24 protein-coding genes and 1 tRNA gene are annotated in these 26053 nt (G+C 34.6%); 9 read left to right on the top strand and 16 right to left on the bottom strand.

From position 1 onward, the window contains the following. Positions 1-76 precede the first annotated feature (76 nt). Positions 77-1264, bottom strand: a complete 1188-nt coding sequence (locus tag FVB9532_RS00215) for a phosphoglycerate kinase (protein ID WP_150543200.1) — start codon at positions 1262-1264, stop codon at positions 77-79. An 87-nt stretch (positions 1265-1351) separates the two neighbouring features. On the opposite strand from FVB9532_RS00215, the gene FVB9532_RS00220 reads away from it, so the two are divergent. After that, complete coding sequence (locus FVB9532_RS00220; RefSeq protein WP_150543201.1) at positions 1352-2500, top strand: DNA polymerase III subunit; 1149 nt, start codon at positions 1352-1354, stop codon at positions 2498-2500. A 51-nt stretch (positions 2501-2551) separates the two neighbouring features. Here the strand turns inward: FVB9532_RS00220 and FVB9532_RS00225 are convergent, their stop codons facing one another. The 8 genes from FVB9532_RS00225 to FVB9532_RS00260 all read right to left on the bottom strand — a co-directional run bounded on the left by FVB9532_RS00225 (position 2552) and on the right by FVB9532_RS00260 (position 11955). After that, positions 2552-3106, bottom strand: a complete 555-nt coding sequence (locus tag FVB9532_RS00225; RefSeq protein WP_150543202.1) for an OmpH/Skp family outer membrane protein — start codon at positions 3104-3106, stop codon at positions 2552-2554. 217 nt (positions 3107-3323) lie between these two features. Continuing rightward, positions 3324-4178 (bottom strand): class I SAM-dependent methyltransferase, encoded by an 855-nt coding sequence (locus FVB9532_RS00230; protein WP_150543203.1) that lies wholly within the window; start codon positions 4176-4178, stop codon positions 3324-3326. Next, positions 4178-4663, bottom strand: a complete 486-nt coding sequence (locus FVB9532_RS00235; protein WP_150543204.1) for a hypothetical protein — start codon at positions 4661-4663, stop codon at positions 4178-4180. Before FVB9532_RS00235 ends, FVB9532_RS00230 begins: the two co-directional genes overlap by 1 nt. Before the next feature lie 16 nt (positions 4664-4679). Then, on the bottom strand, positions 4680-5180 hold the full coding sequence (locus FVB9532_RS00240; protein WP_150543205.1) for a hypothetical protein: 501 nt from the start codon (positions 5178-5180) through the stop codon (positions 4680-4682). Between the two features lie 32 nt (positions 5181-5212). Then, positions 5213-7084: a tRNA uridine-5-carboxymethylaminomethyl(34) synthesis enzyme MnmG gene (gene mnmG / locus FVB9532_RS00245; protein WP_150543206.1), complete on the bottom strand. Its 1872-nt coding sequence runs from the start codon at positions 7082-7084 to the stop codon at positions 5213-5215. Between the two features lie 14 nt (positions 7085-7098). Next, positions 7099-7518: an rRNA maturation RNase YbeY gene (gene ybeY, locus FVB9532_RS00250; protein ID WP_150543207.1), complete on the bottom strand. Its 420-nt coding sequence runs from the start codon at positions 7516-7518 to the stop codon at positions 7099-7101. Beyond that, positions 7511-11053 (bottom strand): DUF4175 family protein, encoded by a 3543-nt coding sequence (locus FVB9532_RS00255; protein ID WP_150543208.1) that lies wholly within the window; start codon positions 11051-11053, stop codon positions 7511-7513. The genes ybeY and FVB9532_RS00255 overlap by 8 nt, the downstream gene beginning before the upstream one ends. Before the next feature lie 176 nt (positions 11054-11229). Next, positions 11230-11955, bottom strand: coding sequence for a class I SAM-dependent methyltransferase (locus FVB9532_RS00260; RefSeq protein WP_150543209.1), 726 nt, complete (start codon positions 11953-11955; stop codon positions 11230-11232). Positions 11956-12081: 126 nt separating this feature from the next. Between FVB9532_RS00260 and gltX the strand changes: the two genes are divergently transcribed. Next, a complete protein-coding gene (gene gltX / locus FVB9532_RS00265; protein WP_150543210.1) occupies positions 12082-13605 on the top strand; it encodes a glutamate--tRNA ligase in 1524 nt (507 codons plus the stop codon). Positions 13606-13821: 216 nt separating this feature from the next. Further along, positions 13822-14829, top strand: coding sequence for an SPFH domain-containing protein (locus FVB9532_RS00270; protein WP_150543211.1), 1008 nt, complete (start codon positions 13822-13824; stop codon positions 14827-14829). A 72-nt stretch (positions 14830-14901) separates the two neighbouring features. Here the strand turns inward: FVB9532_RS00270 and FVB9532_RS00275 are convergent, their stop codons facing one another. The 4 genes from FVB9532_RS00275 to FVB9532_RS00290 all read right to left on the bottom strand — a co-directional run bounded on the left by FVB9532_RS00275 (position 14902) and on the right by FVB9532_RS00290 (position 17787). After that, positions 14902-15132: a DUF6327 family protein gene (locus FVB9532_RS00275; RefSeq protein ID WP_150543212.1), complete on the bottom strand. Its 231-nt coding sequence runs from the start codon at positions 15130-15132 to the stop codon at positions 14902-14904. Beyond that, positions 15129-15533 (bottom strand): phage holin family protein, encoded by a 405-nt coding sequence (locus FVB9532_RS00280; RefSeq protein WP_150543213.1) that lies wholly within the window; start codon positions 15531-15533, stop codon positions 15129-15131. The genes FVB9532_RS00275 and FVB9532_RS00280 overlap by 4 nt, the downstream gene beginning before the upstream one ends. A 3-nt stretch (positions 15534-15536) precedes the next feature. Then, entirely contained in the window at positions 15537-15914 is a 378-nt protein-coding gene (locus FVB9532_RS00285; RefSeq protein ID WP_150543214.1) for a YtxH domain-containing protein, read from the bottom strand. Between the two features lie 196 nt (positions 15915-16110). Next, positions 16111-17787, bottom strand: a complete 1677-nt coding sequence (locus FVB9532_RS00290) for a glutamine--tRNA ligase/YqeY domain fusion protein (protein ID WP_150543215.1) — start codon at positions 17785-17787, stop codon at positions 16111-16113. 234 nt (positions 17788-18021) lie between these two features. Here FVB9532_RS00290 and FVB9532_RS00295 point away from each other — a divergent pair, with 234 nt between their 5' ends. From FVB9532_RS00295 to FVB9532_RS00310, 4 genes are all read left to right on the top strand, one after another. Next, on the top strand, positions 18022-19314 hold the full coding sequence (locus FVB9532_RS00295) for an APC family permease (protein ID WP_150543216.1): 1293 nt from the start codon (positions 18022-18024) through the stop codon (positions 19312-19314). After that, positions 19304-20065, top strand: coding sequence for a DUF4397 domain-containing protein (locus FVB9532_RS00300; protein ID WP_150543217.1), 762 nt, complete (start codon positions 19304-19306; stop codon positions 20063-20065). Before FVB9532_RS00295 ends, FVB9532_RS00300 begins: the two co-directional genes overlap by 11 nt. 25 nt (positions 20066-20090) lie before the next feature. After that, positions 20091-20447, top strand: coding sequence for a dihydroneopterin aldolase (folB, locus tag FVB9532_RS00305; RefSeq protein WP_150543218.1), 357 nt, complete (start codon positions 20091-20093; stop codon positions 20445-20447). Between the two features lie 51 nt (positions 20448-20498). Further along, positions 20499-20569: transfer RNA gene (locus tag FVB9532_RS00310), tRNA-Cys, on the top strand. 35 nt (positions 20570-20604) lie between these two features. Here FVB9532_RS00310 and FVB9532_RS00315 read toward each other — a convergent pair. From FVB9532_RS00315 to rnr, 3 genes are all read right to left on the bottom strand, one after another. Next, a complete protein-coding gene (locus tag FVB9532_RS00315) occupies positions 20605-21306 on the bottom strand; it encodes a LysE family translocator (RefSeq protein WP_150543219.1) in 702 nt (233 codons plus the stop codon). A gap of 52 nt (positions 21307-21358) precedes the next feature. After that, positions 21359-22033 carry a head GIN domain-containing protein gene (locus tag FVB9532_RS00320; RefSeq protein WP_150543220.1) on the bottom strand — a complete coding sequence of 225 codons (675 nt, stop codon included), beginning with the start codon at positions 22031-22033 and terminating at the stop codon, positions 21359-21361. 212 nt (positions 22034-22245) lie between these two features. After that, the gene (gene rnr / locus FVB9532_RS00325) at positions 22246-24450 is read right to left on the bottom strand and encodes a ribonuclease R (protein WP_150543221.1); all 2205 of its coding nucleotides are present in this window, start codon (positions 24448-24450) and stop codon (positions 22246-22248) included. Positions 24451-24850: 400 nt separating this feature from the next. Here rnr and FVB9532_RS00330 point away from each other — a divergent pair, with 400 nt between their 5' ends. After that, positions 24851-25090: a putative signal transducing protein gene (locus FVB9532_RS00330; protein WP_150543222.1), complete on the top strand. Its 240-nt coding sequence runs from the start codon at positions 24851-24853 to the stop codon at positions 25088-25090. 530 nt (positions 25091-25620) lie between these two features. After that, positions 25621-26052, top strand: coding sequence for a ribose 5-phosphate isomerase B (gene rpiB / locus FVB9532_RS00335; protein ID WP_150543223.1), 432 nt, complete (start codon positions 25621-25623; stop codon positions 26050-26052). The last annotated feature ends 1 nt before the right edge of the window (position 26053 follow it).

Consider the following 26053-nt stretch of genomic DNA (forward strand, 5'->3'; position numbering starts at 1 on the left):
CAGGTTCTGTACTAAAACTCAAACTATTTTGAACTTTAGTACAGAACATTTTTATTAAATGAAACAAGAATTATGCCTAAGCATTCTCTATTGCTGCAATACCCGGTAATGATTTGCCTTCTAATAATTCTAACATAGCTCCTCCTCCAGTAGAAACATAGCTTACTTTATCTTCAAAACCAAACTGTTTTACGGCAGCAACGCTGTCACCTCCACCAACTAAAGAAAAGGCTCCATTTTTGGTTGCTTCAGCCACATAATTTCCAACCTCAATGGTTCCTTTAGCAAATGGCTCCATTTCGAAAACCCCTAGTGGACCGTTCCACAGGATAATTTTAGAGTCCAGAATAACTTGCTTTAAGTTTTCTAAAGATTTTGGCCCGGCATCTAATCCCATCCAACCATCAGGAATACTGTCGATCGCTGAAGTATCTTTTTGGGCGTCTTCTGCAAATTTATCGGCAATCACACAGTCTACCGGAAGTACGATATTGGTATTTTGTTCTTTTGCCTTTTTCAAAATAGAAAGTGCTAATTCTTGCTTATCATCTTCTACTAATGAGTCACCAATTTTTCCGCCTTGCGCTTTAATAAAGGTATAAGCCATTCCTCCACCAATAATTAAGTTATCTACTTTTGGAAGAATATTTTCAATTACTGTAATTTTAGAAGAAACTTTGGCCCCTCCTAAAATCGCTGTTACTGGTTTTTCTTTAGAGTGAAGTACTTTATTTAAACTTTTAATTTCTTTTGCGAGTAAATAACCGAAGCATTTTTCATCAAAAAATTGTGCCACAATCGTCGTAGATGCATGAGCTCTGTGTGCAGTACCAAAAGCATCATTAATGTATATATCTCCGTGTTTCGCCAATTTTTTTGCAAAATCTTCATCTCCTTTTTTCTCTTCAGCATAAAAACGAAGGTTTTCAAGCAGCAATACTTCTCCATTCTGAAGATTTTCTGACATTTTAAAAGCTTCATCACTTACACAATCAGAAGCAAACTTTACTTGTACGCCAATAATTTCGGAAACTTTATTCACTATATGCTTCAACGAAAATTCTTCTTGCACTCCCTCCGGTCTTCCTAAATGCGACATTAACACCACAGAACCACCATCTTCCAAAACTTTGGTAATACTTGGTTTGGCGGCTTCAATTCTTGTCGCGTCGGTTACTTCATGCTGATCGTTAAGCGGGACGTTAAAATCTACCCGGATTAATGCTTGTTTATCTTTAAAATTAAAATCTTCAATAGTTTTCATAAATAGGTTTTTTTCAAATTTAATTATTTCTTCCTTTGTGGGGTAAATTCAATTGAAATAAATCAAAAATAACTATTTTCGCTCGGCATGTTATTTTCAGATATACTAGGACTAACGCATTTAAAAAAGCACCTTACCGGAACCGCCGATAATGGTAGAATACCACACGCACAATTATTTGTAGGCGCAACGGGAAGTGGAACTTTACCTATGGCTATTGCCTATGCGCAATATGTGTTGTGTAAAAACACCAATGGTGAAAACCAAGAAGGCAACCAAGCATGTAATTTAAAATTCCAGAATTTTTCGCATCCCGATTTGCATTTTGCCTATCCGGTAACTTCCCGAAAAGGGATTACCAAACCAAAAGCGGCCGATTTCTTAACGGAATGGCGAGAGTTTATTACAAAATCCCCGTACGGAAATTTATACGACTGGTACCAACTTTTAGGAGTTGAAAACCAACAAGGGGAAATTAGGGTACAGGAAGCTGCTGAAATTTTAAAAAAGCTATCGCTTAAATCTTATGAAGGCGGATTTAAGGTTTCGATTATTTGGGGAGCAGATAAAATGAATACTGAATGCTCCAATAAGTTGCTAAAGCTTATTGAAGAACCACCCAATAAAACACTATTGATTTTAGTTGCTGAAACCGAAGAAGATATTTTACAAACCATCCGTTCTCGATGTCAAATCTTACATTTTCCGCCATTGGGTGAAAAAGTAATTGTTGATGCACTTGTTGAAAAAGAAAATTTAAGCCAAGCGGAAGCTATAAAAATCGCTCATCGCGCCAACGGAAATTATAATGATGCGCTTCATTTATTGCATCAAGATAACGACGACGATCAATTTGAAAAATGGTTTATTAGTTGGGTGAGAACCGCTTTTAAGGCTAAAGGAAATAAGGCTTCCATAAGGGAGTTGATAGATTGGAGCGAAGAAATAGCCAAACACGGAAGAGAAAGCCAAAAACGCTTTTTGCTATACTGTCAGAACTTTTTTCGGCAAGCCCTAATGCAAAATTATACACAAGGAAAATTAGTTTACATGGAACCGGCTACGGAAGGATTTCAGTTAGCGAAATTTGCTCCATTTATTCACGGGAATAATATTATGGAAATTAGCGAAGAGTTAGAAGATGCTATTTTTCATATTGAAAGAAACGTGAACCCCAAATTGGTTTTTACCGATTTATCGATAAAACTTACTCGCTTATTGCATAGTAAGAAATAAAAAATCCGCTGAGCATTTCAGCGGATTTTTTGTGGTGAATTAAAAACTCTTTTATTTTATAGAGTCTTTTTCGGTAGTTTCTTTAGAAGAAGTTTCCTTTCCTCCGTATTTTTTATTCAAAGCTTTTAAGACTTCTTGAGTAATATCTTTCCCCTCTTTAGCATACATAATATTTGCTGATTCGTTAGAACCAAAAATATAAGTATACCCATTTTCTTTTCCATAACCGGAAACAAAATCTTTTACCTTGGTTACAAGCGAGTCGATAATTTTATCACTTTCTTCGCGAAGCATCTGACCCTGCATTTGTTGTTGCTGAGAAAGCATTTGATTTTTCTGCATTAACTCTTGACGCTTTTGCTCTAGCTCTGCATCTGAATATTTATCTTGGTTCTCACGGAACTCCTGTACTTCCTGCTGAAATGCTCTTGCAACCGAATCCAATCCTTTTTGAAGTTGTTCCGATCTTTTATTAAATTGAGCTTCGGTTTCTTTCATTTCTTTAAAATCCTGAATTAAAACCGTATTATCTACATAAGCTGTTTTTTCTTGATTACAAGAAGTCAATATCGCTGCACCAAAGATTACCAATGCAATTTTTTTCATTTTTAACAATTTTAAATTTGTGCTGCTAAAGTAAGAAGTATTTTAAGAAAATAGTAGAATTTCTAAGGAATTGAATAAATCTATTTAATAATCTAGAACTATAATTACAGACTATCAAAAACAACTCTAAATTAAGCGCTTATAAAGCGTTTTAATTAATTACCGGGCAAAACTTGTTCTCAGCCTAAAAACGGCTTAAATCGTCTCTAATGGAGTATTATTGCTTTTTAAACACATAAATATGGCTAGAATACTCTTTAGTAGATTTTGCCTTTAAATTACTCTTTAAACCAATCTTAAAAGCTTTTATAAAATTAGATTTTCCGGTTTTATATTTTTCGGAAAGTAAACTCACGTAATAGGAATCGAAAATAAGGGGTAAAGTTTCTTGAAGTTGAAATTGATGTTTTTTCATTAAGCTTTGAATTCCTTCTTTTGAAAAATGCCAAAGATGTCTAGGCACATCATAAGCTGCCCAAAATTCTTTATAATAATTGGCATCGTAACTTTTAAAATTGGGAACCGCTATAATTAGATATCCATCCTTATTTAATAAGGAATAGAATTTTTTAATTTGAAATTCTAAATCTGGAAGGTGTTCTAATACATGCCAAAGTGTAATTATATCAAATTTTTCGGAAGAATCTATCAAAGAAATTTCTTGTACTAATGTAATGTGTTTTTGTTGAGCTAGATTTCGAGCTTGAGCATTTGGCTCCACTCCCCTAACTTTCCAATTTTTTTTCTTGGCCGTTTTTAGAAAATCTCCGGTTCCTGCTCCTACATCTAATAATGATTTGGTTGAAGAGTCTGCCAAAGATTCTATTAATTTCAACTTCTTCTGCAGCATGAAGTTTTTCACACCTTGATAAAGTTTATCTGAAAGCTTTTTTGTAGAATCTGTATGAGAAATATAATCTTCACTTTCATAATAGTTGGGAAGCTTTTCTGGTGAAGGCTGTGGTTGGGTAATTAAAATCTCGTTTTTCTCATTCCAAACCAATTTAAATTCTTCCCCAGAAACGGTATGATCCTTACAAGTCAAAAAAGTTTTATTCTGCTTATTCTCCATTAATCTATAATTCTTTGATAAAACCGAAGTTTTTCCATTACCGCTTTATTGCGAAAACTTTCTTCTTTTAGCACATCATTGCCTTCTTGATCGGTTACTTGAATAGAAATATAATGATGAAGTGTTTTCTTTACGGTTGGTTCTTCTTTTTGGTCGCGTGTTCCTAGAAAATCTGATATGGTGACCAACTGAAGCATTTTCTCATTATCTTCAAAAGGATAAACAAAAACGGATAATGTATCATTGGGAAAGAGTGATGTTGTTGAAAAGCTATAAGGAAAATAGGTCTCTTTAAGTTTAAAATATTCAAGAGATTTTTTTTCGAAGCGTTCCATATTTCCATCAAATTCAAATGTAAATGAAAGATTTGCATCGTTATCGGGAGCATCTATTTCATTTACATCAATTTTTCTAGCTTGTTTGACATGAAAGCATGAAAAGAAGAGATTCATTAAAATAATAAAAACCGTAATTTTTTTCAGCATAATAACTTATCAAATTCTAATTGAGAAAAGCTCGAAATTCGTTTAATTTTTCAATTACAGCTTGTTTACGATCTCCTTCTTTAGTAAAAACATCATTACCTTTTAAATCTTTTACCTTCACATATACATAGTTATAAATCTCGTCACCTTTTTGGGAAATTTGCTCTCCTTTTAATCCATCTTGAGACCCTATAATAGATTTGAAGGTTCCCGTAAAAAAATCTAGATATTTATCTCTATCTGAAGTAACGTAAAAACTCACCTCTAATTCTTCTTTCGGATAAAGTTCTTTAGTGATGAAAGAATCTGGCAAATAATCCCCTTCTACTTTAAAGAATCTTTTAGCATTAGGATAAAAAGAAATCCTACTTGCTTTTAAACGAAAACCATAAGAAGTAGTACTGTTTTTTAGTTTAGATTCATATAATTTATATTCATCAATTCTTCTAGCTTTATGAACTCTAAAACAAGACTGAAAGCTAAAAACAAGTATAAAAAGTACTATTATTTTCTTCAAAACACAGATTGTTCCACGTGGAACAATTAAAATTATCTTCCCATATACACCAAAAGAACCGAAATATCTGCCGGGCTTACACCACTTACCCTTGAAGCCTGTGAAACGGTTTTTGGTTGAATTTTATTTAATTTCTCTCTTGCTTCCATCGACATTGATTTCAATTTCATATAATCAAAATCTGAAGGAATTTTTAAATTTTCTAAACGATGAAGTTTGTCGGCATTATTCTTTTCTTTTTCGATATACCCAGAATATTTAACCTGAATTTCTGTTTGCTCTAAAACCTCATGATCAAATTGATGTTCTTGAATATAATTTTCGACAGTTTCCACCTTTCGCATATCTTCCATCGTCATATTAGGACGTGCAAATATTTTGAACATTTTTCCGCTTTGTTTAACCGTCGCTGAATTATTAGCTTCCAGAATTGGATTTATTTCTTCAGGATTCACACTAGTTTCCCTAAAGAAAGAAACAAAAGCATCAGCGGCATCTTTTTTAGATTCCATTCTTGCCATTCGCTTCTGAGAGGCTAAACCAAGCTTATAGGATTTCTCGGTCAATCTAAAATCAGCATTGTCCTGTCTAAGCAGCGTTCTATACTCTGCACGGGACGTAAACATTCGATAGGGCTCTTCTGTACCTTTTGTGATTAAATCGTCTATTAAAACGCCTATATATGCCTCATCCCTACTCAATACAAATTCTTCACGCTCTTGAACCTTTAATGCTGCATTAATTCCAGCCATTAAACCTTGACAAGCAGCCTCTTCATAACCGGTGGTCCCATTAATTTGACCAGCAAAATATAAACCTTCGATTAATTTGGTTTCTAGGGTATGTTGCAATTGTGTTGGCGGAAAATAATCGTATTCAATGGCATAACCTGGCCTAAAAAACTTTACATTCTCAAATCCGGCTACAGATTTTAAAGCTCTAAATTGAACATCTTCCGGTAACGAAGTAGAAAATCCATTTACATAATATTCAACCGTATTCCAACCTTCCGGTTCTACAAATAGTTGGTGACGGTCTTTATCTGCAAATCGATTAATTTTGTCCTCAATACTTGGGCAATATCTTGGACCAACACTTTCTATTCTTCCATTAAACATCGGAGAACGATCAAAACCTTCTTTTAATAAATTATGTACTTCCGGAGAAGTATAGGTCATATGGCAAGAACGTTGTTTACTTAAAGGTTTTGTTACATCCAAATAAGAAAATTTCGCTGGAACTTCATCTCCTGGTTGCTCAACCATCTTTGAAAAATCTAAGGAACGACCATCTACTCTTGGTGGTGTTCCGGTTTTCATTCTTCCAGATTCAAAACCTAGATCAACAAGATCTGCCGTAATTCCGGTAGCCGCTCTTTCGCCTGAACGACCTCCACCAAAATTCTTTTCGCCAATATGAATTAAACCATTTAAAAAAGTACCGTTGGTTAATACGACACTTTTGGCTTTTATTTCTAATCCAAGAGAAGTTCTAACTCCTGTAATTTTTCCATTTTCAGAAAGAATCCCAGCAACCATTTCTTGATAAAAATCTAAATTAGGAGTTTGCTCTAACATCATTCTCCAATCTTCAGCAAACCGCATACGGTCACTTTGCACCCGCGGACTCCACATAGCAGGTCCTTTAGATTTATTCAACATTTTAAATTGAATAGCACTGGTGTCACTTACAATTCCGCTGTAACCACCCATTGCATCAATTTCACGTACAATTTGTCCTTTTGCAATTCCACCCATAGCTGGATTACAAGACATTTGCGCGATATTCTGCAGGTTCATGGTTACCAATAAGGTTTTACTTCCCATATTCGCAGCAGCAGCAGCAGCTTCACTTCCTGCGTGTCCTCCTCCTACTACAATTACATCGTACTCTTTCTCAAACATTACCCTATAAATTTCTATTGTTCCACGTGGAACATTTTAATTTTTTCATCTTCTTTTTTACGCATTAATTGCGCATCATCATCTGTTTTATCTTTATAACCGCAAAAGTGTAACATCCCGTGAGCAATTACTCGCTTCAATTCTTCGTCAAAAGAAACCTCAAATTTTTCAGCATTTTCTGCAACACGTTCTGTACTTATAAAAATATCTCCGTGTAAAATATTTCCTACTGCATTATCAAAACTGATGATATCCGTATAGTCGTCATGATTTAAATACTTTACATTTATTTCATGTAAATAATCATCATCACAAAAAATATAATTGATTTCTCCTTCTTTTTTTTCTTCTGAAATTAGAACGTTACGCAACCAATTTTCATAGTTTTCTTTCTGTTCTAACTCGAAATTATTTTCACTGAAAAAATTAATCATTTGACTTAAAATATTCTTGTACTTTAATTTTATAATTTTGCTGCAAAGGTAAGCTTTGTCTGTTTAAAATTTCAGTAGTGTTGAAATATTCTTTCGCCTTATCTAATTGATGTTGAGTTGGGTTCTGGTAATTTTTTCTATTGGTCTCAGACTCCCTTTTATTGTCTTGACCTTGTTGCAAGGAAGCTTCTTCAAGTTTTAATAATTGATGTTGAATATTCTTCATCTGTGATTCGGTACGTTCAGTAACCCCACTACGCAATAATTCATCTTCCACTTTTTTCATTTGTCGAGCAAGATTCTTGGCTTTTTCATCTAAACCTTCTTTACGAATCATATCTTCTAATTGGTTTCGCAGTTCTTGTTGGCGTTTATAAATCTCATAGATTTCACCACTTAATTGTTCAGAAGATTTAGTACCCTTTTTTCCTTGTTGGCTTCCATTTCCTTCTCCTCCATTTTGACCACCTTTACCACTTTCCCCTTTTTCTCCTTGCTCACCAGGTTTTCCAGATTGATTACCTTTTCCTGATTTTTGGCCTTCCCCAGATTCACCACTTTTACCAGATCCCGGTGAACCTGATTCACCTTCCTTTTTTCCTTTTCCTTGACCTATTTGCTCCCCTAATTCTCCTTGCTTTTGAATAATATCCTGAAGTTGAAATCCTCTACCCTCACCTTGTCCTTGTCCGGGACTTGGTTGTCCCTTTCCTTGGCCTTGTCCTGAACCCATCGCCATAGCTTGCATTTGTTGTAAAGATTCGTTCAACATATTCGCTAAATCATTAGCTCCTTTAAAAACGTACTGCTGACTGGCAACCCCTGTTCTTGCTTGATTTTCTGATAATCTTTCAAGGGATTTATCAATATTAAATTCTATGTCTGTAAGTTGAGAAGTTATTTGATCTCCAATCATTGGATTACGTAAGGCCAAAGCATAAAGGCTATCATCTACATGTTTAAAGTTTTCCTTCAATACATATTGATGTCGAAGTTTCTTAGCATATTGTGGACTATTTTCTTCAATAGATTTGAAGTCTTGCATTAAATCTTCTTGCTGAAATGAAAACGTGATTAAATTGTCTAAAATTTGACGAAGCATTTCAGCATCTTCCTTATTTTGTTCAGCACTTCCTTGCATCATCATACTCATCATTTGCTGTCCCATTTCCTGCATTTTCTCTCCGGCAGATTTTTGTTTTTGTTTTGCATTTTGAGAAGGTGATGATTCTTGCGGTTCATTTTGAGCATCTTGCTTTTCTTGATTTTGATCTGAATTTTCCTGCTCTCCTTGATCGTTTTCTTCAGAAGATTCTTTCGGATCTTGATCTTCAGATTTAGTTAATTCTTCACTGGCCTCTTGCTGATCCTTTTTAACACTGTTTTCTTTTTGATTATCCCGAGCTAAATCCATCGGGGTTTTTAGATCTTGGTTTTCTTTATCCAAATCATCCATTTGCTTTTGTAATTCATCAAAAGCTTTATTCATTTTTTCTTGTTCTTCTACAGAATTTAAAGAATCATTTTTAGCTAATTTTTCTTGCTCTTTCCCTAGTTCGTTCATTTCCTTAGCAACTTGTTCTGCCTTCTTTTGAACATAATAACGCTTGGTTAATTCTAAAAGCTGTTCTAAACTTTTTTGTTCATTTTGGTTTTGCTTGCTAAGCTTTTCAATTTTTTCGTTAAGTTCTTCCTTATTGATTTTATCTTGGTACTTTTCTAACTCTTTCAGCAATTCTTCATTCTGTTCAATACGTTCTTCATTTTTTTCTAAGCGTTCTTTCAGCTGTTCTTTAAAATCGTCTTCTTTTTCCGGTTGAAATTTTTCTAAGTTTTCTTTCATTTGCTTAGAATACTCTTTCATTAATTCCTCCTGTTGTTGCTGCCGCTGAATATAATTTTCAAGCTTCTTACGGTCGTTGTAATTCAGTTGTTTTTTTTCTTTTTGAAGCTGATCTAATTCTTGTAACTCTTTATTTGCTTCTTTCATTTTCTCCAAAGAACTGTCCATGTCTTTGATGGTTTTCTCTTGGTTATTGAGTTGTTCTTGGCTTTCTTCATCTTCAGTGAATTTTCGATAAGAAAAGGTTTCACTCTTCGTCCGTTTATTACCGTTTACCTGATCGTTATCAAAAACCTGAAAGTAAAACTCATAAGCTTTTCCTCGCTCTAATTCTAAATTATTAGGAAAGGTGTATACAAAATCATCAAAAGTAGAAGCACTCACTTTTAAATTGATTTTCTTGATGTTTGAAGGATCTTCGGAAGGAAAATACACCAACTGCAAATTGGTTAATCCATAATCATCGGCTACTTTTCCGTAGAAATACATCAACTGATGATCTAAAGAATCACGTTTCATTTCTATAGCTAATTCCGGATATTCGTCACGAACTACTTTTAATTGATATGACAAACGTTCGTAATCTTTTAATTGCTCATTGGAAGTTGAAATTTGATAAGCAGTATTTCTAAATATTTGCTCTTGAATAGTAAAGTTACTTTCCGATTGCTGAAAAGTCTCAATCGTATCAGGTAAATTCAATTGAATTTGATTAGTTGATTTTGCGGTTAAATTCCACGAAACTTTAGTGCCTTCAGGAATGGTAGCATTTCCTGTTCCTTTAATACGTTCATCTTTCTTTCCCACATAAGAAGGATAATCTAATTGCATTTCAAAATTAACCAAGGTAGGAACGTTAATCACTTCTAGTTGATAAGGTCGGGAAGTGACTTCATTAGAACTTAAATAGAATTCAGTGTTTTTAGATACTCGATCAAAGGTATATTCAAAAACTCCCGGAGTAACTTTCTTTAAAAAATAAGTTTCTCCATTGTAATGAATACTTGCATCTTCCGGCATTATACTTCCATTGGTCTGAATTCTTAAGGTGAAACTTTCATTTTCCTTTACCTGAAGCTGATTTTGATTCAATTGAAAAGAAAAAGGAGCTGGTGGCTCATAAGCTTGATCGTAATTGACTACACGCGTATAACTTTCTGAAAATAAACTGCTATTCCCTGAAATGTAAATAGCCAAGAAAATTAGCACCGGAATGATCGCGTATTTAACATACTTGAGGTTCGATTTAAAATTCACCGCAATCTGAAACGGAACTGGTTTTAATTCTAACGATTTCTGATCGATACTTGCTAGCAATAATTCAGAATCTGTAGTTTTAGCATTTTTATGAAGCTGAAGGATGTTCAGCAACTTATCATTTACTTCTGGAAAGTGCTCTCCAATAATTCGGGAAGCTTGTTCATAATCTATCCCTTTGGAAAGTTTGAATAGTTTAGCAAGTGGATATAAAATAAAACGGGCAAACAATGCCACCTCTACTCCAACAAAAAGCCAGAATAAAATTTTTCTTCCAAAGGAATTCAGCCAGAAAAAATATTCAAAAGAAACGGTAATTAGAAAATATAGAAACCCAATAGCAAAAAATAATAGGGTTCCTTTTAGAAGTTCATTGAGGTAATATTTTCTAATAAAAGCTTCTAACTTATGCTTGATAAGTTGGTAATTGTTCATCTGCAAGAGGTTTGCTTATTCATTAACTTCTAAAACTACAATAAAAATTTAAGCTATCTAAATAGCTTAAGTAGTTTAACATCAGTACCTCAACAAAATTCTTACCAGTTTTATCTATAAAAATTGGTTAAGTTTCTCGCATTTATATTCAGAAATATAATCCTTAAAGAGAAAAACTATATGGATTTTTTCAACACAATATGGGCATAACTCGTTAAGGATGTAACAGGGTTTTTAACCAAATAGTTTGCTTTTTGTTGTTCCAAATAATGTAAAAAAGGTAATCGTTTTTTATAATAACCATGCCCAAAATAACCTACATACTCGATCACTTCAAAGCCAATGGATTCAAACTTATTAATCGATTTTTTAGAAGGCCCCCTACTCCAACTATAATAAGCAGGAAATTTTTCATGCTGATGACGGTCCCTAGAATTAAAAATATCCAGTAATTTATCGGAAAGTGTTTCGGGAATTACTTTATTGGTTAAAAATGGAAAAGCATATAATGTAGAAAAACAATGAGCGGTTATTCCTCCGGGAGAAAGCAATTCAAATATATTTTTATAATACTGTTTTCCATCTTTTACATGCTCATTCACCATTCGGCTAAATATCAAATCGTATTTTTTAGAATGGTTTTTTACGGTTTCTTCATTACATAAATCAGCTTGCCAAGTGGCAAACTCTTTCGGGGCTTTTTCCAACTCTTCTGCCGATAAATCGTTAGTGGTATAATGGATCCCTAATGCCATAATTGTTTCAGCATCGAGCGTAGGATTGGCTCCAGAACCTACTTCTAAAACATTTTTGATATTGTTTGAAGTAATTAACTGACTTAAAAACTGAGGGGCTTGTTCCCAACCAGGAAACGCTGTTTTATTCCGAAAATCAATTAGCATAGTAAAAATGTACAAAAAATGATTTCTACGAAAGTACACTATTCTACTTTAGCTTCCACTTATCTTTTTTGCTTCATTTGAATATTCCCTAACAATCATTGTATCTTTGCCAAAAAACAGAAGAAAATGTCTCAGAAAGTACGGGTGCGTTTTGCACCAAGCCCAACAGGACCTCTACATATTGGTGGTGTAAGAACTGCATTATTTAACTACCTTTTTGCCAAGAAACACGATGGTGATTTTGTATTACGAATTGAAGATACAGATCAAACCCGTTATGTGAAAGGCGCCGAAGATTATATTATTGAAGCTTTGAACTGGTTGAACATTCCTTATGATGAAGGTCCAGAAAAAGAAGCTCATGCCGGCCCTTACCGCCAAAGTGAACGCAAAGGCTTGTACCGAGAATATGCCGATCAATTATTAGCGAGTGGAAATGCTTATTATGCTTTTGATACTGCAGAAGAATTAGCCGAAAAAAGAGCAGCTCACGAAGCTAAAGGAGAAACTTTTATTTACAATTGGCATAACCGAAATGAGTTGAATAACTCCTTAGCTCTTTCTGAAGAAGAAGTAAAACAGAAAATTGAAAGCGGTGAGCCTTACGTAATTCGGTTTAAAGCTCCTGAAAATGAAGAGCTCGATTTACAAGATGAAATTCGAGGCGATATTCAGGTTAATACCAAAGTAATCGATGATAAGGTGTTATTTAAAAGTGATGGAATGCCTACGTATCACTTAGCTAATATTGTTGATGATCATTTAATGAAAATCACCCACGTCATTCGTGGTGAAGAATGGTTACCATCCTTAGCTTTACACATTTTATTATACCGTGCATTTGATTGGAAAGCTCCCAAATTTGCGCATTTACCCCTTATTTTAAAACCAACCGGTAAAGGAAAATTAAGCAAACGTGATGGCGATAAAATGGGATTCCCAGTGTTCCCGTTGGAGTGGAAAGATCCTAAAACCGGAGACCTAGCATCTGGTTATCGCGAAGAGGGATATTTACCGCAAACCGTCGTAAATATGTTGGTTTTTCTTGGATGGAATGAAGGCGAAGGTTCTGAAAAAGAAATATATACTTTAGAAGAATTGGTGAATGCGTTTAGTTTAGCACACGTTTCTAAAGGAGGTTCTAAATTTGATCCTGAAAAAACGAAATGGTTTCAGCACCATTATTTACAAGAACAAGATAATGTAGCTTTAGCTGAACAATATTTACCTATACTGAAAGAAAAAAATATTGATCCTGCCCTTACCTATGTAGGAGAAGTGGTCAAAACCATTAAAGAACGTGCTACGTTTGTAAGTGATTTTTGGGAACTTTCTTCCTTCTATTTTATTGCTCCTACTGAATTTGAAGCAAAAGCTTCTAAAAAAGCTTGGAAAGAAGGAACTTCAGAAATTATGGAACATGTAAAAAAGCTAATTGCTGAAGTAGATGAGTTTACTCAAGAAAATCTTCAAGATCATGTAAAAGGCTGGATTACCGATCAAGGAATTGGCTTTGGAAAAGTAATGCAACCGCTTCGACTTTCACTGGTTGGAGAAATGAAAGGTCCAGATTTATTTCACATTATGACTTCCATTGGAAAAGAAGAAACTTTAAAGCGAATAGATTTTGCTATTGAAAAATTAAAGTAATTTTCAACCTGTAAGTCCTCATAGGACCTTTGTAGGTTTTTTCATAAAAACTTATTCATACCTAAAAGGTTTTGGAAACCTTACAGGAAAATACGTTGGACAAGTTTTCTATCATATAAAAAGCAGTTTGAATCTTCAAGCTGCTTTTTTGTTATTCATCCCTAAAAATATAACGCTTAATCTTGTATCTTTAGAGGATTAAACAACTTAACAATTATGGGACTATTTCTAACAGGATTTATTATTTTCTTGGCTATTATTCTTGTACTTTCAGGAATATTCACGGTAAAACAACAAACTGCAGCTATTGTAGAGCGCTTCGGAAAATTCAACAGTATTCGAAATTCGGGACTTCAAATTAAAATTCCGATCATCGATAGAATTGCGGGAAGAATCAATTTAAAGATTCAACAATTAGATGTAATTGTAGAAACCAAAACCAAAGATGATGTGTTTGTCCGTTTAAAAATTTCGGTTCAGTTTCAAGTGATCAAAACCAAAGTCTATGATGCCTTCTATAAGCTTGAAAGTCCGCACGACCAGATTACCTCTTATGTTTTTGATGTAGTGCGTGCAGAAGTGCCTAAAATGAAGCTAGACGACGTATTTGAACGTAAAGACGATATCGCAAACGCTGTAAAATTAGAATTGAATGATGCGATGGTGGATTATGGATACGACATTATTAAAACTTTGGTGACCGATATTGATCCTGATGTACAAGTGAAAGCGGCCATGAACCGAATTAACGCTTCAGAAAGAGAAAAAGTAGCTGCTGAATACGAAGCGGAAGCCGAACGTATCAAGATTGTAGCAAAAGCAAGAGCCGAAGCAGAAAGTAAACGTTTACAAGGGCAAGGTATTGCCGATCAGCGTCGTGAAATTGCAAGAGGGCTGGAAGAATCGGTAGATGTATTAAACAATGTAGGGATCAATTCTCAAGAAGCTTCTGCATTAATTGTCGTAACGCAACATTACGATACCTTACAATCATTAGGGGAAGAAACCAATACCAATTTAATCTTACTCCCCAATTCACCTCAAGCCGGAAGCGATATGCTGAATAATATGATTGCTTCGTTTGTAGCGTCTAACCAGATTGGTGAAAAGATGAAGGAAGAAAATCAGTTAAAAGGAATTACTTCAGACAGCAAAACCAAAAAGGAAAAACCGAAGAAGCAAAACCCTCCTTTTGATGATGATGAATACCGTAGCGAAGAGTAATCTTAAATTATTTACACATAAGAAATCCCGATAAAATTATCGGGATTTCTTTATTTCTATCTTAGCAATTTTTTATTTATTCACAATCTTCGCTTTCTGAATACCAATAAGTTTTGAAACAGCCTTTAAAATAAAGGCTTTTTTAGCGATTTTGGTAGCAATGCCGGTAGCAACACTAATAGGGCTAAAATCTTCTTTAATATCGTTTACAGAGAGCTTAATCCGTTCTTTATCAATATGATTTTGAAGTTTTAAAATCTTCAAGTCATTATTAATTTCGTCGTATGAGTCGTAAATTTTCATTCGTTATCTACTTCAGTTTGTAAAGGTTCATCTAATACTTCATCTATCGTACTTTCATTAAAAAACATTTTCGAGAATTTGGTTAGAATAAATCCATCGAAAATATGCCTTCCAAACAAAAGGAAAAGAATAAACACCAATAGGTAAAATCCAGCAACAATAAAAAATCCTGCAGCATAACTTTCCAAAGCTGTACCAATTAGAAAAGCCACCCCAAACGACAGAAAACCAAGAAATATAATAAATATACTTCCGGCTACAAGCATAGAAACCAACATGGACGAACTCTCTGTTAGCTTTTTAAAGGCAAACAGTTTATAATACTCAAAGCTACTTTCTACATACGCTTGAGTATGTTTATATAAATCGTCAATGTGGTTCGTGATCTTGTTTAGAGGCATAGACTACGCTGTGGCGTTTTTAATATTCGTCTTTACTTCTTCCTTTTTTACTTCTTTTTGAAACTTAGCATTTTTCTCTCTCAACGCTTCAAGTTTTTCTTCCATAGCAGAAAGAATATCATCGGCTTTATAACTTGCTGAAGAAAGTGTTTCTTCCAATTTGGATTCAAAATTTAACTTTGCACTTTTTGCAGATTCCGATAAATGTGAGGAAGTCTCTTTTACTTGTTTATCTAATCTCTTTTTTGCATTTTTTGCTTCTTTATTTAGCTTTTTGCGGGTATTTTCCCCTTTATCTGGAGCATATAGTAAACCTACTCCTGCTCCAATAGCAGCACCGGTTAATAAAGCTAAGATGGTAGTTCCTGTATTATTTGCCATAACATTTGTTTTAAAGGTTAATTAATATTTCCTCCAAATTTAACATTTATACCGACCGCTTGTTGTTAATAACCGGTTAATATCCTGAAATCCAATGCTAAAATTATCTTAATGGATGAGTAGAAGTTTTATACACAAAAAAAGCGCATTCAACTTTATTTGCTGAATACGCTATCACACTTAAATAATGATCATATTATTTCTTCTTTGCCCAAGAATCACGAAGGGTGACTGTTCTGTTGAAGACTAATTTCTCGGAAGAACTGGTCTTATCAATGCAGAAATAACCAATACGCTGAAACTGAAAATGTTCCAACTCTTTAGCGTCTTTTAAACTTGGTTCTACGTAACCGGTAATTACTTCTAACGAGTTAGGGTTTACAAACTCTAGATAGTCTTTTTCTTTATCGGCATCGGGAGCTTCCACCGTAAATAAACGATCGTATAAGCGTACTTCTGCAGCAACCGCATGTTTTGTAGAAACCCAGTGCAACGTTCCTTTTACTTTGCGTTGAGATTCTTCAGTACCGCTTCCACTTTTACTTAAAGGGTCATACGTACAATGAATTTCAGTAATATTTCCTTCTTCATCTTTTACAACATCTTCTCCTTTGATGATATAAGCATTCTTCAATCGTACTTCTTTTCCTAAAGTTAACCTAAAGAATTTACGGTTGGCACTTTCTTTAAAATCTTCCCGTTCAATATATAATTCTTTCGAAAAGGGAACTTGCCTACTTCCTGCTGCTTCATCTTCCGGATTGTTTTCTGCCTCTAACCACTCCTCTTCTTTCTCGTAATTCGTAATCACTAATTTAACCGGATCTAAAACGCCCATTACTCTTGGGGCAATTTTATTTAAATCTTCCCGGGCACAAAATTCCAAATGTGAAAGATCAATGATATTTTCACGCTTTCCTACACCAATGGATTCTGCAAATTTTCTAATGGAATTTGGCGTATATCCTCTTCTGCGTAATCCGGAAATAGTAGGCATGCGTGGATCGTCCCACGAATCTACCAATCCTTTTTCTACCAATTGCGCTAATTTACGTTTACTAACTACGGTATGACTTAAATTACGACGTGCAAACTCTCGCTGTTTAGGTTGAAAATCTTCAGGTTTGCTTACTTTATTCACAAACCAATTGTATAACTCTCTGTGCGGAAGAAACTCCAATGTACAAAAGGAATGCGAAATCGATTCGATAAAATCACTCTCTCCATGAGCCCAATCGTACATCGGGTAAATTTTCCATTCTTGATTGGTTCTATGGTGAGCTTTATGTACACAACGATACATAATTGGGTCACGCATTAACATATTGGAAGAAGTCATATCTATTTTAGCACGGAGTACATGAGCTCCTTCTGGCGTATCGCCGTTTTTCATTTCTTCAAAAAGAGCTAAGTTTTCTTCTACAGAACGCTCACGATACGGACTTTCTTTACCAGGCTCTGTGGGTGTTCCTTTTTGGTTGGCAATGGCTTCCGAAGTTTGGCTATCTACATAGGCATCTCCATTTTTAATCATTTCTACCGCCCAATCATAGAGCTGCTGGAAGTAGTCTGAAGCATAACATTCTTTCGCCCATTTAAAGCCTAACCATGCTACATCGCGTTTAATAGAATCTACAAACTCCCGCTCTTCTTTAATAGGATTGGTATCGTCAAAACGAAGATTTACAGGCGCATTGTAGCGTAATCCTAAGCCAAAATTTAAGTTGATCGATGAGGCATGACCAATGTGTAAATAACCATTAGGCTCTGGGGGAAATCTAAATTTTAAATCTTCCTTTTTGTAGCCTCCGCTCGCTAAATCGTCTTCTATAATTTGTTCTATAAAATTGAGTGACTTATTTTCTTCTGCCATAATTTTTCATATAAAAACGCAAAGTTATCAAAAATAAAATCGCACGGCATAGGAAAGCAATTAGAAAGCAAATTATTTTTAAATCCTTACTGCTTAGGGTTAAAATAAAGCTAAACTAAAGTATATTACGAGGGAAAACTTCAGCATTTATTAATTTTAAATTGAATTAAATTCAGTTACTTATGAAAAATTACAACTCCTCTCCTATTGTTGAATTTTTAGAAGTTCTGAGCCATGGCTAAAAATTCCTCTAAATTAAATCCGTTATCCGTTTGGGCACTTGCTGCCGGAGGAATGGTAGGTGGCGGTATTTATACAGTTCTTGGTGTCGTCATTGCTGTTTCTGCACAATGGACCTGGTTAGCTTTTGTTCTTACTGGACTTATCGCTATTCCATCAGCCTATAGTTATGTATTTCTCACCAATAAATTTCACGAAGAAGGGGGTGCCTTTGTATTTCTTGAAAAGGTAGATGATAAAAAAATGGCCGGTAACCTCAGCTGGTTATTAATTATTGGCTATGTCTTAACCATATCGGTTTACGCTTATGCTTTTGGACATTACCTTTCCTTTGCTTTTCACGGTGATCCTTTATTAATGCGTTTGCTCGCTGCAGGCATTGTCATCGCTTTAATTTTATTGAATTTAGCAGGAGTAGGAAAACTGACCAATGTGGAGATTATTATCGTTTCCGTTAACCTTCTCGTATTATTGGCTTTAGGTATTTACGGACTAGCCCATTGGGACACCTCTCAACTTACCGCGGGGATCAGTCCGCGGCCCATTTGGTCCAGTTTAATTGGAGGAGCTTCCATATTTATGGCTTATGAAGGCTTTCAGCTACTTACCTACGAATACGATAAAATTAAAAATCCCGAAAAAAGCTTTATGCCAACATTAATGAGCGCGGTCATTTTTGTGGTCATCCTTTATGCGGTAGTAGCGCTTGGAGCAACCATGGTTGGTGGTGCCACTTCTATGATTAGTTTTAAAGAAATTGCTTTGTCCATTTCGGCTGAATCGGCTTTTGGGAAAACCGGACTTATCGTCATGACCGTTGCTGCAGGTTTTGCCACGGCAGCTGCCATTAATTCAACTTTATTTTCTACAGCCAATTTATCCAAACGTATTGCCTCTCAAAACGAACTTCCTTCTTGGTTTAATCACACCAATAAAAACGATGTTCCCGATCGATCGATTATTGTTCTAGGTACTTTAGCCGGGACCTTAGCTATTGTCGGCTCATTGAGTTCATTGGTGGAAGCAGCAAGTTTAGCCTTCTTATTTACCTTCGGAATTGTGAATTGGATTGCTTACCGCGAATCTGAAAAACGAAAATGGATCCCCTTAATGGGAATTATTATTGGAATCTTAGTAGGCTTGGCATTGATTTTTAGGTTAGTGATTTCTAAACCCATTGCCCTAGGTGGAATTTTAGCCTTGGTCTTACTCATCATTATGGGGAGACCCTACTTATTAAAGAAAAAAGAAAAAACACAACAAAAAGCCCAAGAAGATGAACACTAAATTTATAACGTTATTGATGGGAATGCTACTGCTTTTTAGTTGTCATTCATCCGAGGAAAAACCCTCAAAACTGCGTATAGGACAGTTTATGTTCACCGATCTTCCAGTGGAAATTACCTTTACGAAAAAAGGAAAACCTTCCCTTCAGCAACAAATGAAGTATACCGAATTATCAGATTATCAACCTATAAATTCAGGAACTTATACAGTAGAAGTAAAAGCTGAAAATCAATTACTACTAAAGAAAAAAATAGGCATTGGGACCAGTGGAGTTTATACCTTGATGCTTTATGGAATTTTACAGGAAAACCCCACTACCAATGAAAAAACCACCAAAACAAAATTACACGAAATTGTGGAAGGTGAAGAAGCAACCACGCCCAACGGAAATTTACCGCAACTAAAAGTGTTAAATGATGAATTTGAATGCGGTAAAGACGAAGCAAAAATAAGATGGGTTCATTTAGCAGCCGGAGTAGAAGAGATTTCAGCAGAAGTTTTTTCAAATCAAGAAACAATTACCAAAAAACTACCTTCACTTACCTATCCCAAGCTATCCCAAACTAAAGCACTTTCAACCTTTCAATATAGCGTAAATTGGAAATTGAAAGGAAGTAAAGTAAATGTAGCCCAAGAACAACTAACTATTGAATCCCAAAAATTATATACTTGTTTTGTAGTAGGAATCGAAGGAAAATATATTGATAGTTTAAAAGTTGTTACGGGAGAAACAGCTAAGAAAAAATTTTAAACCTTATTTTTACAAAAAATATTTTATGGGAATTATTAAGCTGAATAACATACGGGTATTTGCACATCACGGTTGTTTAACCGAAGAAGGAAAAATAGGTAGCGATTACCGGGTAGATGTAGAGATTCATGCCGCTTTGGAAACTTCTTCCGTTTCAGATGAATTAAAAGATACCGTTGATTATGTGCACCTTAACCGCATTGTAAAAGAAGAAATGGCGCAGCGTTCGAAACTCTTGGAACATGTGGCTAAACGCATCATTGACCGTATTTTTCATGACTTGGAAATGGTAGAACAAGCAGAAGTAACAGTTTCTAAAATCAATCCGCCCCTGGGAGGAGATGTAGAAAATGTATCAATTATATTATCTAAAGCAAGATAAATATTTGCTTTTAGCTAAAATTTATTACATTTGCAGTCCTTAAATGTAAAGGGTGCCGTGGCCGAGTGGCTAGGCAGTGGTCTGCAAAACCATGTACAGCGGTTCGAATCCGCTCGGCACCTCAAGAAAAAAGCCTTTCCAAATGGAAAGGCTTTTTTTATAAATCGTCGTTATCGTTATTAGGAATCACGTTTTCTACTCTGTTTTCCAATTGTTCCATTTCTGAAGGAAAAATTCCGCGGGAAACCAATACCAGACCAAAGATAACAATCACCACACTAATTCCCCTTTTTAAGCGGTAAATTCGAGTAGGGGTTAATTTATGATTTAAGCGTTTAGCCAATAATATCTTCAATAAGTCAATCACAAAATAAGTGGCGATTACGGTGGTAAAAAACACTAATAAGCGTTCTGGATCCATTTCTAATTGCGGACCAAATATAATAATCAAGCCTAACCAAAAACCTAATACACCAATATTTACAAAATTGAGTAGAAACCCTTTAATGGCGAGTTGAAATAAAGCACTTTTCTTTAGTTTTCTAATCCCTTCTTCTTCATCTGGATGCGGAATAGCTTTTTTCTCTTTTACAAACGTAATTACCCCGTAAGTAGCCATGATACAACCACCAAATATAAACAAGGCGGGATCGTCTTTGATGCTGTTCAATAATTTGCTAGTCCCTAAATAAGCTATTGATAGAAAGAAAATATCGGCTATAATCACACCAATATCAAAAAAAACTGCTGCCCGAAATCCTTTGATGGCAGCAGTTTCCAATAAAACAAAAAATACAGGACCTAACAAGAAGGCCAAAAAAAAGCCTAACGGAATTCCTGCAAAAATGTCTTGTAGCATAAAATTGTTTTCTAAACTCGTTTACACAAAGGTAAGCAATAGCAATTTAATTTTACCTAAGCTTAATGGTTCCTCCCAAAGTGGTCTTTTTATCTACTTTTTCTGGTTGACCGTAAATATGAATGTCACCACCGGCTTGTACTTTTGCTTTACAGTATTTAGAAGCGTTTACATCTGCCTCTCCTCCAGCCTGTACTTTTACTTCGGTTGTATCGGTTTTTAAATCTTCCCCATCATAATTACCTCCGGTTTTTACTTCAACCGTCTGATTAATAGCTTTCCCGGAAGTTTGGATTACTCCTCCCGTAACACTTTTTATTTCTAAATTGTCTATAGTTAAAGAACCGGCGATGATTTGAGCACCTTCTTGTACTTTTAAATTTAGGAAGCTTTGTTCGATACTTCCTTCAATTTCTATATAAGAACCTTCGTTGGCATCAATCACCTCTGCCGTTTTGTAATAGACTTTAATTTTGGTATCGGTTTCGCTCCAAATATTATCTAAACCGAGTTTTATTTTTAAAACACCGTTTTTTACTTTCGCTTCGATTTCATCGTTATCGAAACCGGTAGCGACAATTTTATTTTCGTTGGAGGGAATCAAAGTCGCCTGAATTTTACTATAAATCTTGATTTCTGAAAAATCTTCTGCAAGGTCTATTTCTGTTTTTTGTGCAAAGCCAGCACAACTAACACTTACTAAGAATAAAAAAAATAACTTTTTCATAAGGATTTGATTTAAATGAATGATACCTACAAATTTACAAAGGAATCTTACTTAATTTTCTGAAAATGATGTTAATTGAAGCTGAAAAGGAAACTTAGAACTAAAGTAACTCTATAAGCATTTTATAATTTAATAGGATAGCATCACTTTAAAATTTATTCTTCTTACTTAATAATTAGATACTGAGAATAAGATTTCTGCCTTCGCAGGAATTACACCTCTACTTCTTGCCTTGCCCCCACTAAATTAAAATCTAAATGACGTTTTACTAAATCGGCATTTTTTACAGTAACATAAACCTCATCGCCTAATTGATACACCTTTTTGGTTTTTTTACCTACAATGGCAAAATTCTCCTGATCAAATTCAAAATGGTCTTCTTTAATATCACGTAAACGCACCATTCCTTCACATTTATTTTGCTCGATTTCTACATAAATTCCCCATTCTGTCACACCGGAAATAACCCCTAAAAACTGTTCGTTTTGATGGTCCTGCATAAACTTTACTTGCATGTATTTGATGGAATCCCGTTCTGCATTGGTAGCAAACATTTCCATATCACTACAATGGTTACAACGGCCTTCGTATTCTTCTTCGTTGGCCGAATTTTTTCCATCGATATAACGTTGCAATAAACGATGGGCCATCACATCGGGATAACGGCGAATAGGTGAGGTAAAATGTGAATAATAATCAAACGCCAAGCCATAATGACCAATATTGTTTGTACTGTAATAGGCTTTACTCATCGTACGAATGGTCAAGGTATCGACCATATTTTGTTCTTTTTTACCCTGAACATCTTTTAAAAGACCGTTTAAAGAACGGCTGACCGATTTTCTATCTTTCAGGTTAAGCTTATATCCAAATTTACCAACAACGTTCTCTAAAGCGGCTAATTTATCATCATTTGGTTCGTCATGGCAACGGTACACAAATGTTTTTTGTGGTTCTTGCTTTCCGATGAACTCAGATACTTTTTTATTGGCCAAGAGCATAAACTCTTCAATGAGCTTATTGGCATCTTGGGAGGTTTTAAAATAAACGCCAATAGGATCGTTATGTTCATCTAAATTAAATTTCACTTCCACCTTATCAAAAGAAATGGCACCGCTTGACATTCGTTTGGCACGCATTTTTTTAGCTAAACTATCCAAGGTCAAGACCGCTTCTACAATCTCCGGAGTGGTATCGTAAAGCTTTCCGGTAAGTGAAATTTCATTGGGAATACTTCCCTTTTTGGTTTCAATAATATGCTGAGCTTCTTCATAAGCAAAACGGGCATCACTATAGGTGACCGTTCTTCCGAACCAATTCTTCACAACTTCCGCTTTTTTATTGATTTCAAAAACGGCAGAAAAGGTATATTTCTCTTCATGAGGTCGTAAGGAACAAGCATTATTCGATAACACTTCCGGTAACATCGGTACTACTCTATCTACTAAATAGATTGAAGTACCCCGTTCATAAGCTTCATCATCTAAGATGGTTCCCGGTTCTACATAATGCGAAACATCGGCAATGTGAATACCAATCTCATAATTTCCGTTTTCCAGGATTTTAAAACTCAGCGCATCGTCAAAATCTTTCGCATCTTTCGGGTCGATAGTGAACGTAAGCGTATCCCGCATATCGCGACGCTTTTTAATTTCTTTTTCTTGAATCGAAGTATCTAATTGATTGGCAAATTCTTCCACTTCTTTCGGGAAATCATGCGGTAAACCATTTTCTATTAAAATAGTTTGCATTTCGGTTTCATGACTACCAGGTTCTCCCAAGACTTCCATCACACTTCCGGTTGGCGAATCTTTATCGTCCCATTTTTCAAATTTAACCGTCACCACCAATCCGTTTTTGGCTTCTTTGGGCAATTTGTCTTTGGGTACAAAAATATCGGTATACATCTTTGGATTTTGTATTTCTACAAATCCAAATTTATCGTTGAGGTGAAGTATTCCCACAAAATTCAATTTCTTGCGTTCGATTACTTCCACGACTTCGCCTTCGTTCTTTTTATTGGTTCTTTTTCGGTACACATAAATTTTTACGCGGTCCCCATCAAAAGCTTTATTTATATTTTTCTGCGGAATGTATACATCTTCTTCCAGCTCTTCTACAATCACATAACCGTCCTTACGGGTAGTCATATCTAAAACGCCTTCGTAATAATTAACTTCTTCGTTAATTTTAAACTTCCCACGCTCTGCTTGTGCTATCTGTTTGCTTTTTACCAAGGTTGCCAGCTTTTTAATAATCTGGTTTCTACCATTGGCATTGGTAATATCCAATACGTCAGCTAATTGCTTGTAATTAAAAGTTTGATTGGGATGATTGCGAAGTACCTTCAATATTTTTTTTGAAAGTCCGGGTATATTTTTTGATGTTCTTTTACGCTTACTTGATCTCTTTGCCATCTACTATCTTCTTCTCTTCTTTATTTGTTAAAAATTAAAAATACATTTAAAAATTAAGAATGCGATTCTTTTAAATTAAAGTTTTGTTAAGTGACTACTCAATTGAAATATAGAGGACTAAATGAAAAAATTAAAGATAAAATAACTTTGAAATGTTAATCGTATCTTAAAATTTATTAACTTTGTAGTATATATATTAAAAATTATGTACAAACAAAAGCGTTTATACTTACTTTTTTTTCTTATTTTTCTAATAGGCTTCACCTATTTATTGATAACCATCAATACTTACTTAAGTTCTAAAAATGAACCTGAAGTTATTCATAGAACTTCCACAACTTCAGTACATTTCAGAAAATATTAAGATATAAAAGCTTATTTTAGTCTTTTATAAATTTTCATGAGAGACTATTTGCATTTAGCTACTTTTAGCAATCCATTTCAATATGCCGTTTTAAAATCTATCTTAGAACGGGAAGAAATTCGATTTTTCTTTCAAAATGAAACCGTTCTAGGCATCATGCCTTTTCATTCTTCCCCCAACGGAGGCATTCATTTAAAAATTCATCCCGAAGACTTTCAAGAAGCAAAACTCCTTTTAGAAGAATTCAATTACACTTCTCATTTAAAAATAATCTAAAGCTTAGTTGTTATTAACAGTACTAATAATAATTATTTTTTTTTTTAAATTTTAAAATCTAAATGATGGTATATTATTGCTTGTGAATAGCGGTAAATTTTGTTGAAATTAAATTTTGATTTCTCACTATTGAATAATACTCAACAACAATTTATGCGTATTGTTAATTTTAAGTACTTGGAAATGAAATAAGCTTCACACTTTATTAACAATTATTAAAGCTTGTGTTGATATTGAAAAAGTGAATTGTTTAGTATAAAAAATGATGTTGATAACCTGTTTTTGACTATGAATAACTTTTTGTTAGAAACTGAAAAACTTATTTGGTAAATCCGAAAAATTGTGCTGATTGATTTTTTTCTGGGATAATCAAAAAAACTTTGTCAGATTTCATTTATAGTTATTCACATTTGTTGTTAATTTTTAAAATTGTGGAAACAAGCGCTTTAAAAAATTTAATTAACAAGCATAATTCTTCCTGTTAATAAGCGATTATTTACCTTTGTAGCCTAACTTTTAAACCTAATCTCATGAAAATTGCCATCGGTAATGACCACGCTGGTACAGATTATAAAAACCAAATCGTAAAATACCTTGAAAGTAGGGATATTGAAGTAATAAATTACGGTACTAATGAAGCCGATAGCGTAGATTATCCGGATTTTGTTCATCCGGTTGCCAATGATGTAGAAAATGAAAAAGTACATTTAGGAATTATTATCTGCGGAAGTGGTAACGGTGCCGCTATGACCGCTAATAAACATCAAGGTATTAGGGCTGCTTTATGTTGGACGAAAGAATTGGCACAATTGGCTCGTGAACATAACGATGCCAATGTATTGAGTATTCCTGCAAGATTTACTTCCTTACCACAAGCGGTAGAAATGGTAAAAACCTTTTTAGATACGCCTTTTGAAGGAGGGAGACATCAACGCCGTGTAGATAAAATTGCTTGCCAGTAAA

It is taken from the genome of Mesonia oceanica, assembly GCF_902499555.1.
Lineage (GTDB): Bacteria > Bacteroidota > Bacteroidia > Flavobacteriales > Flavobacteriaceae > Mesonia > Mesonia oceanica.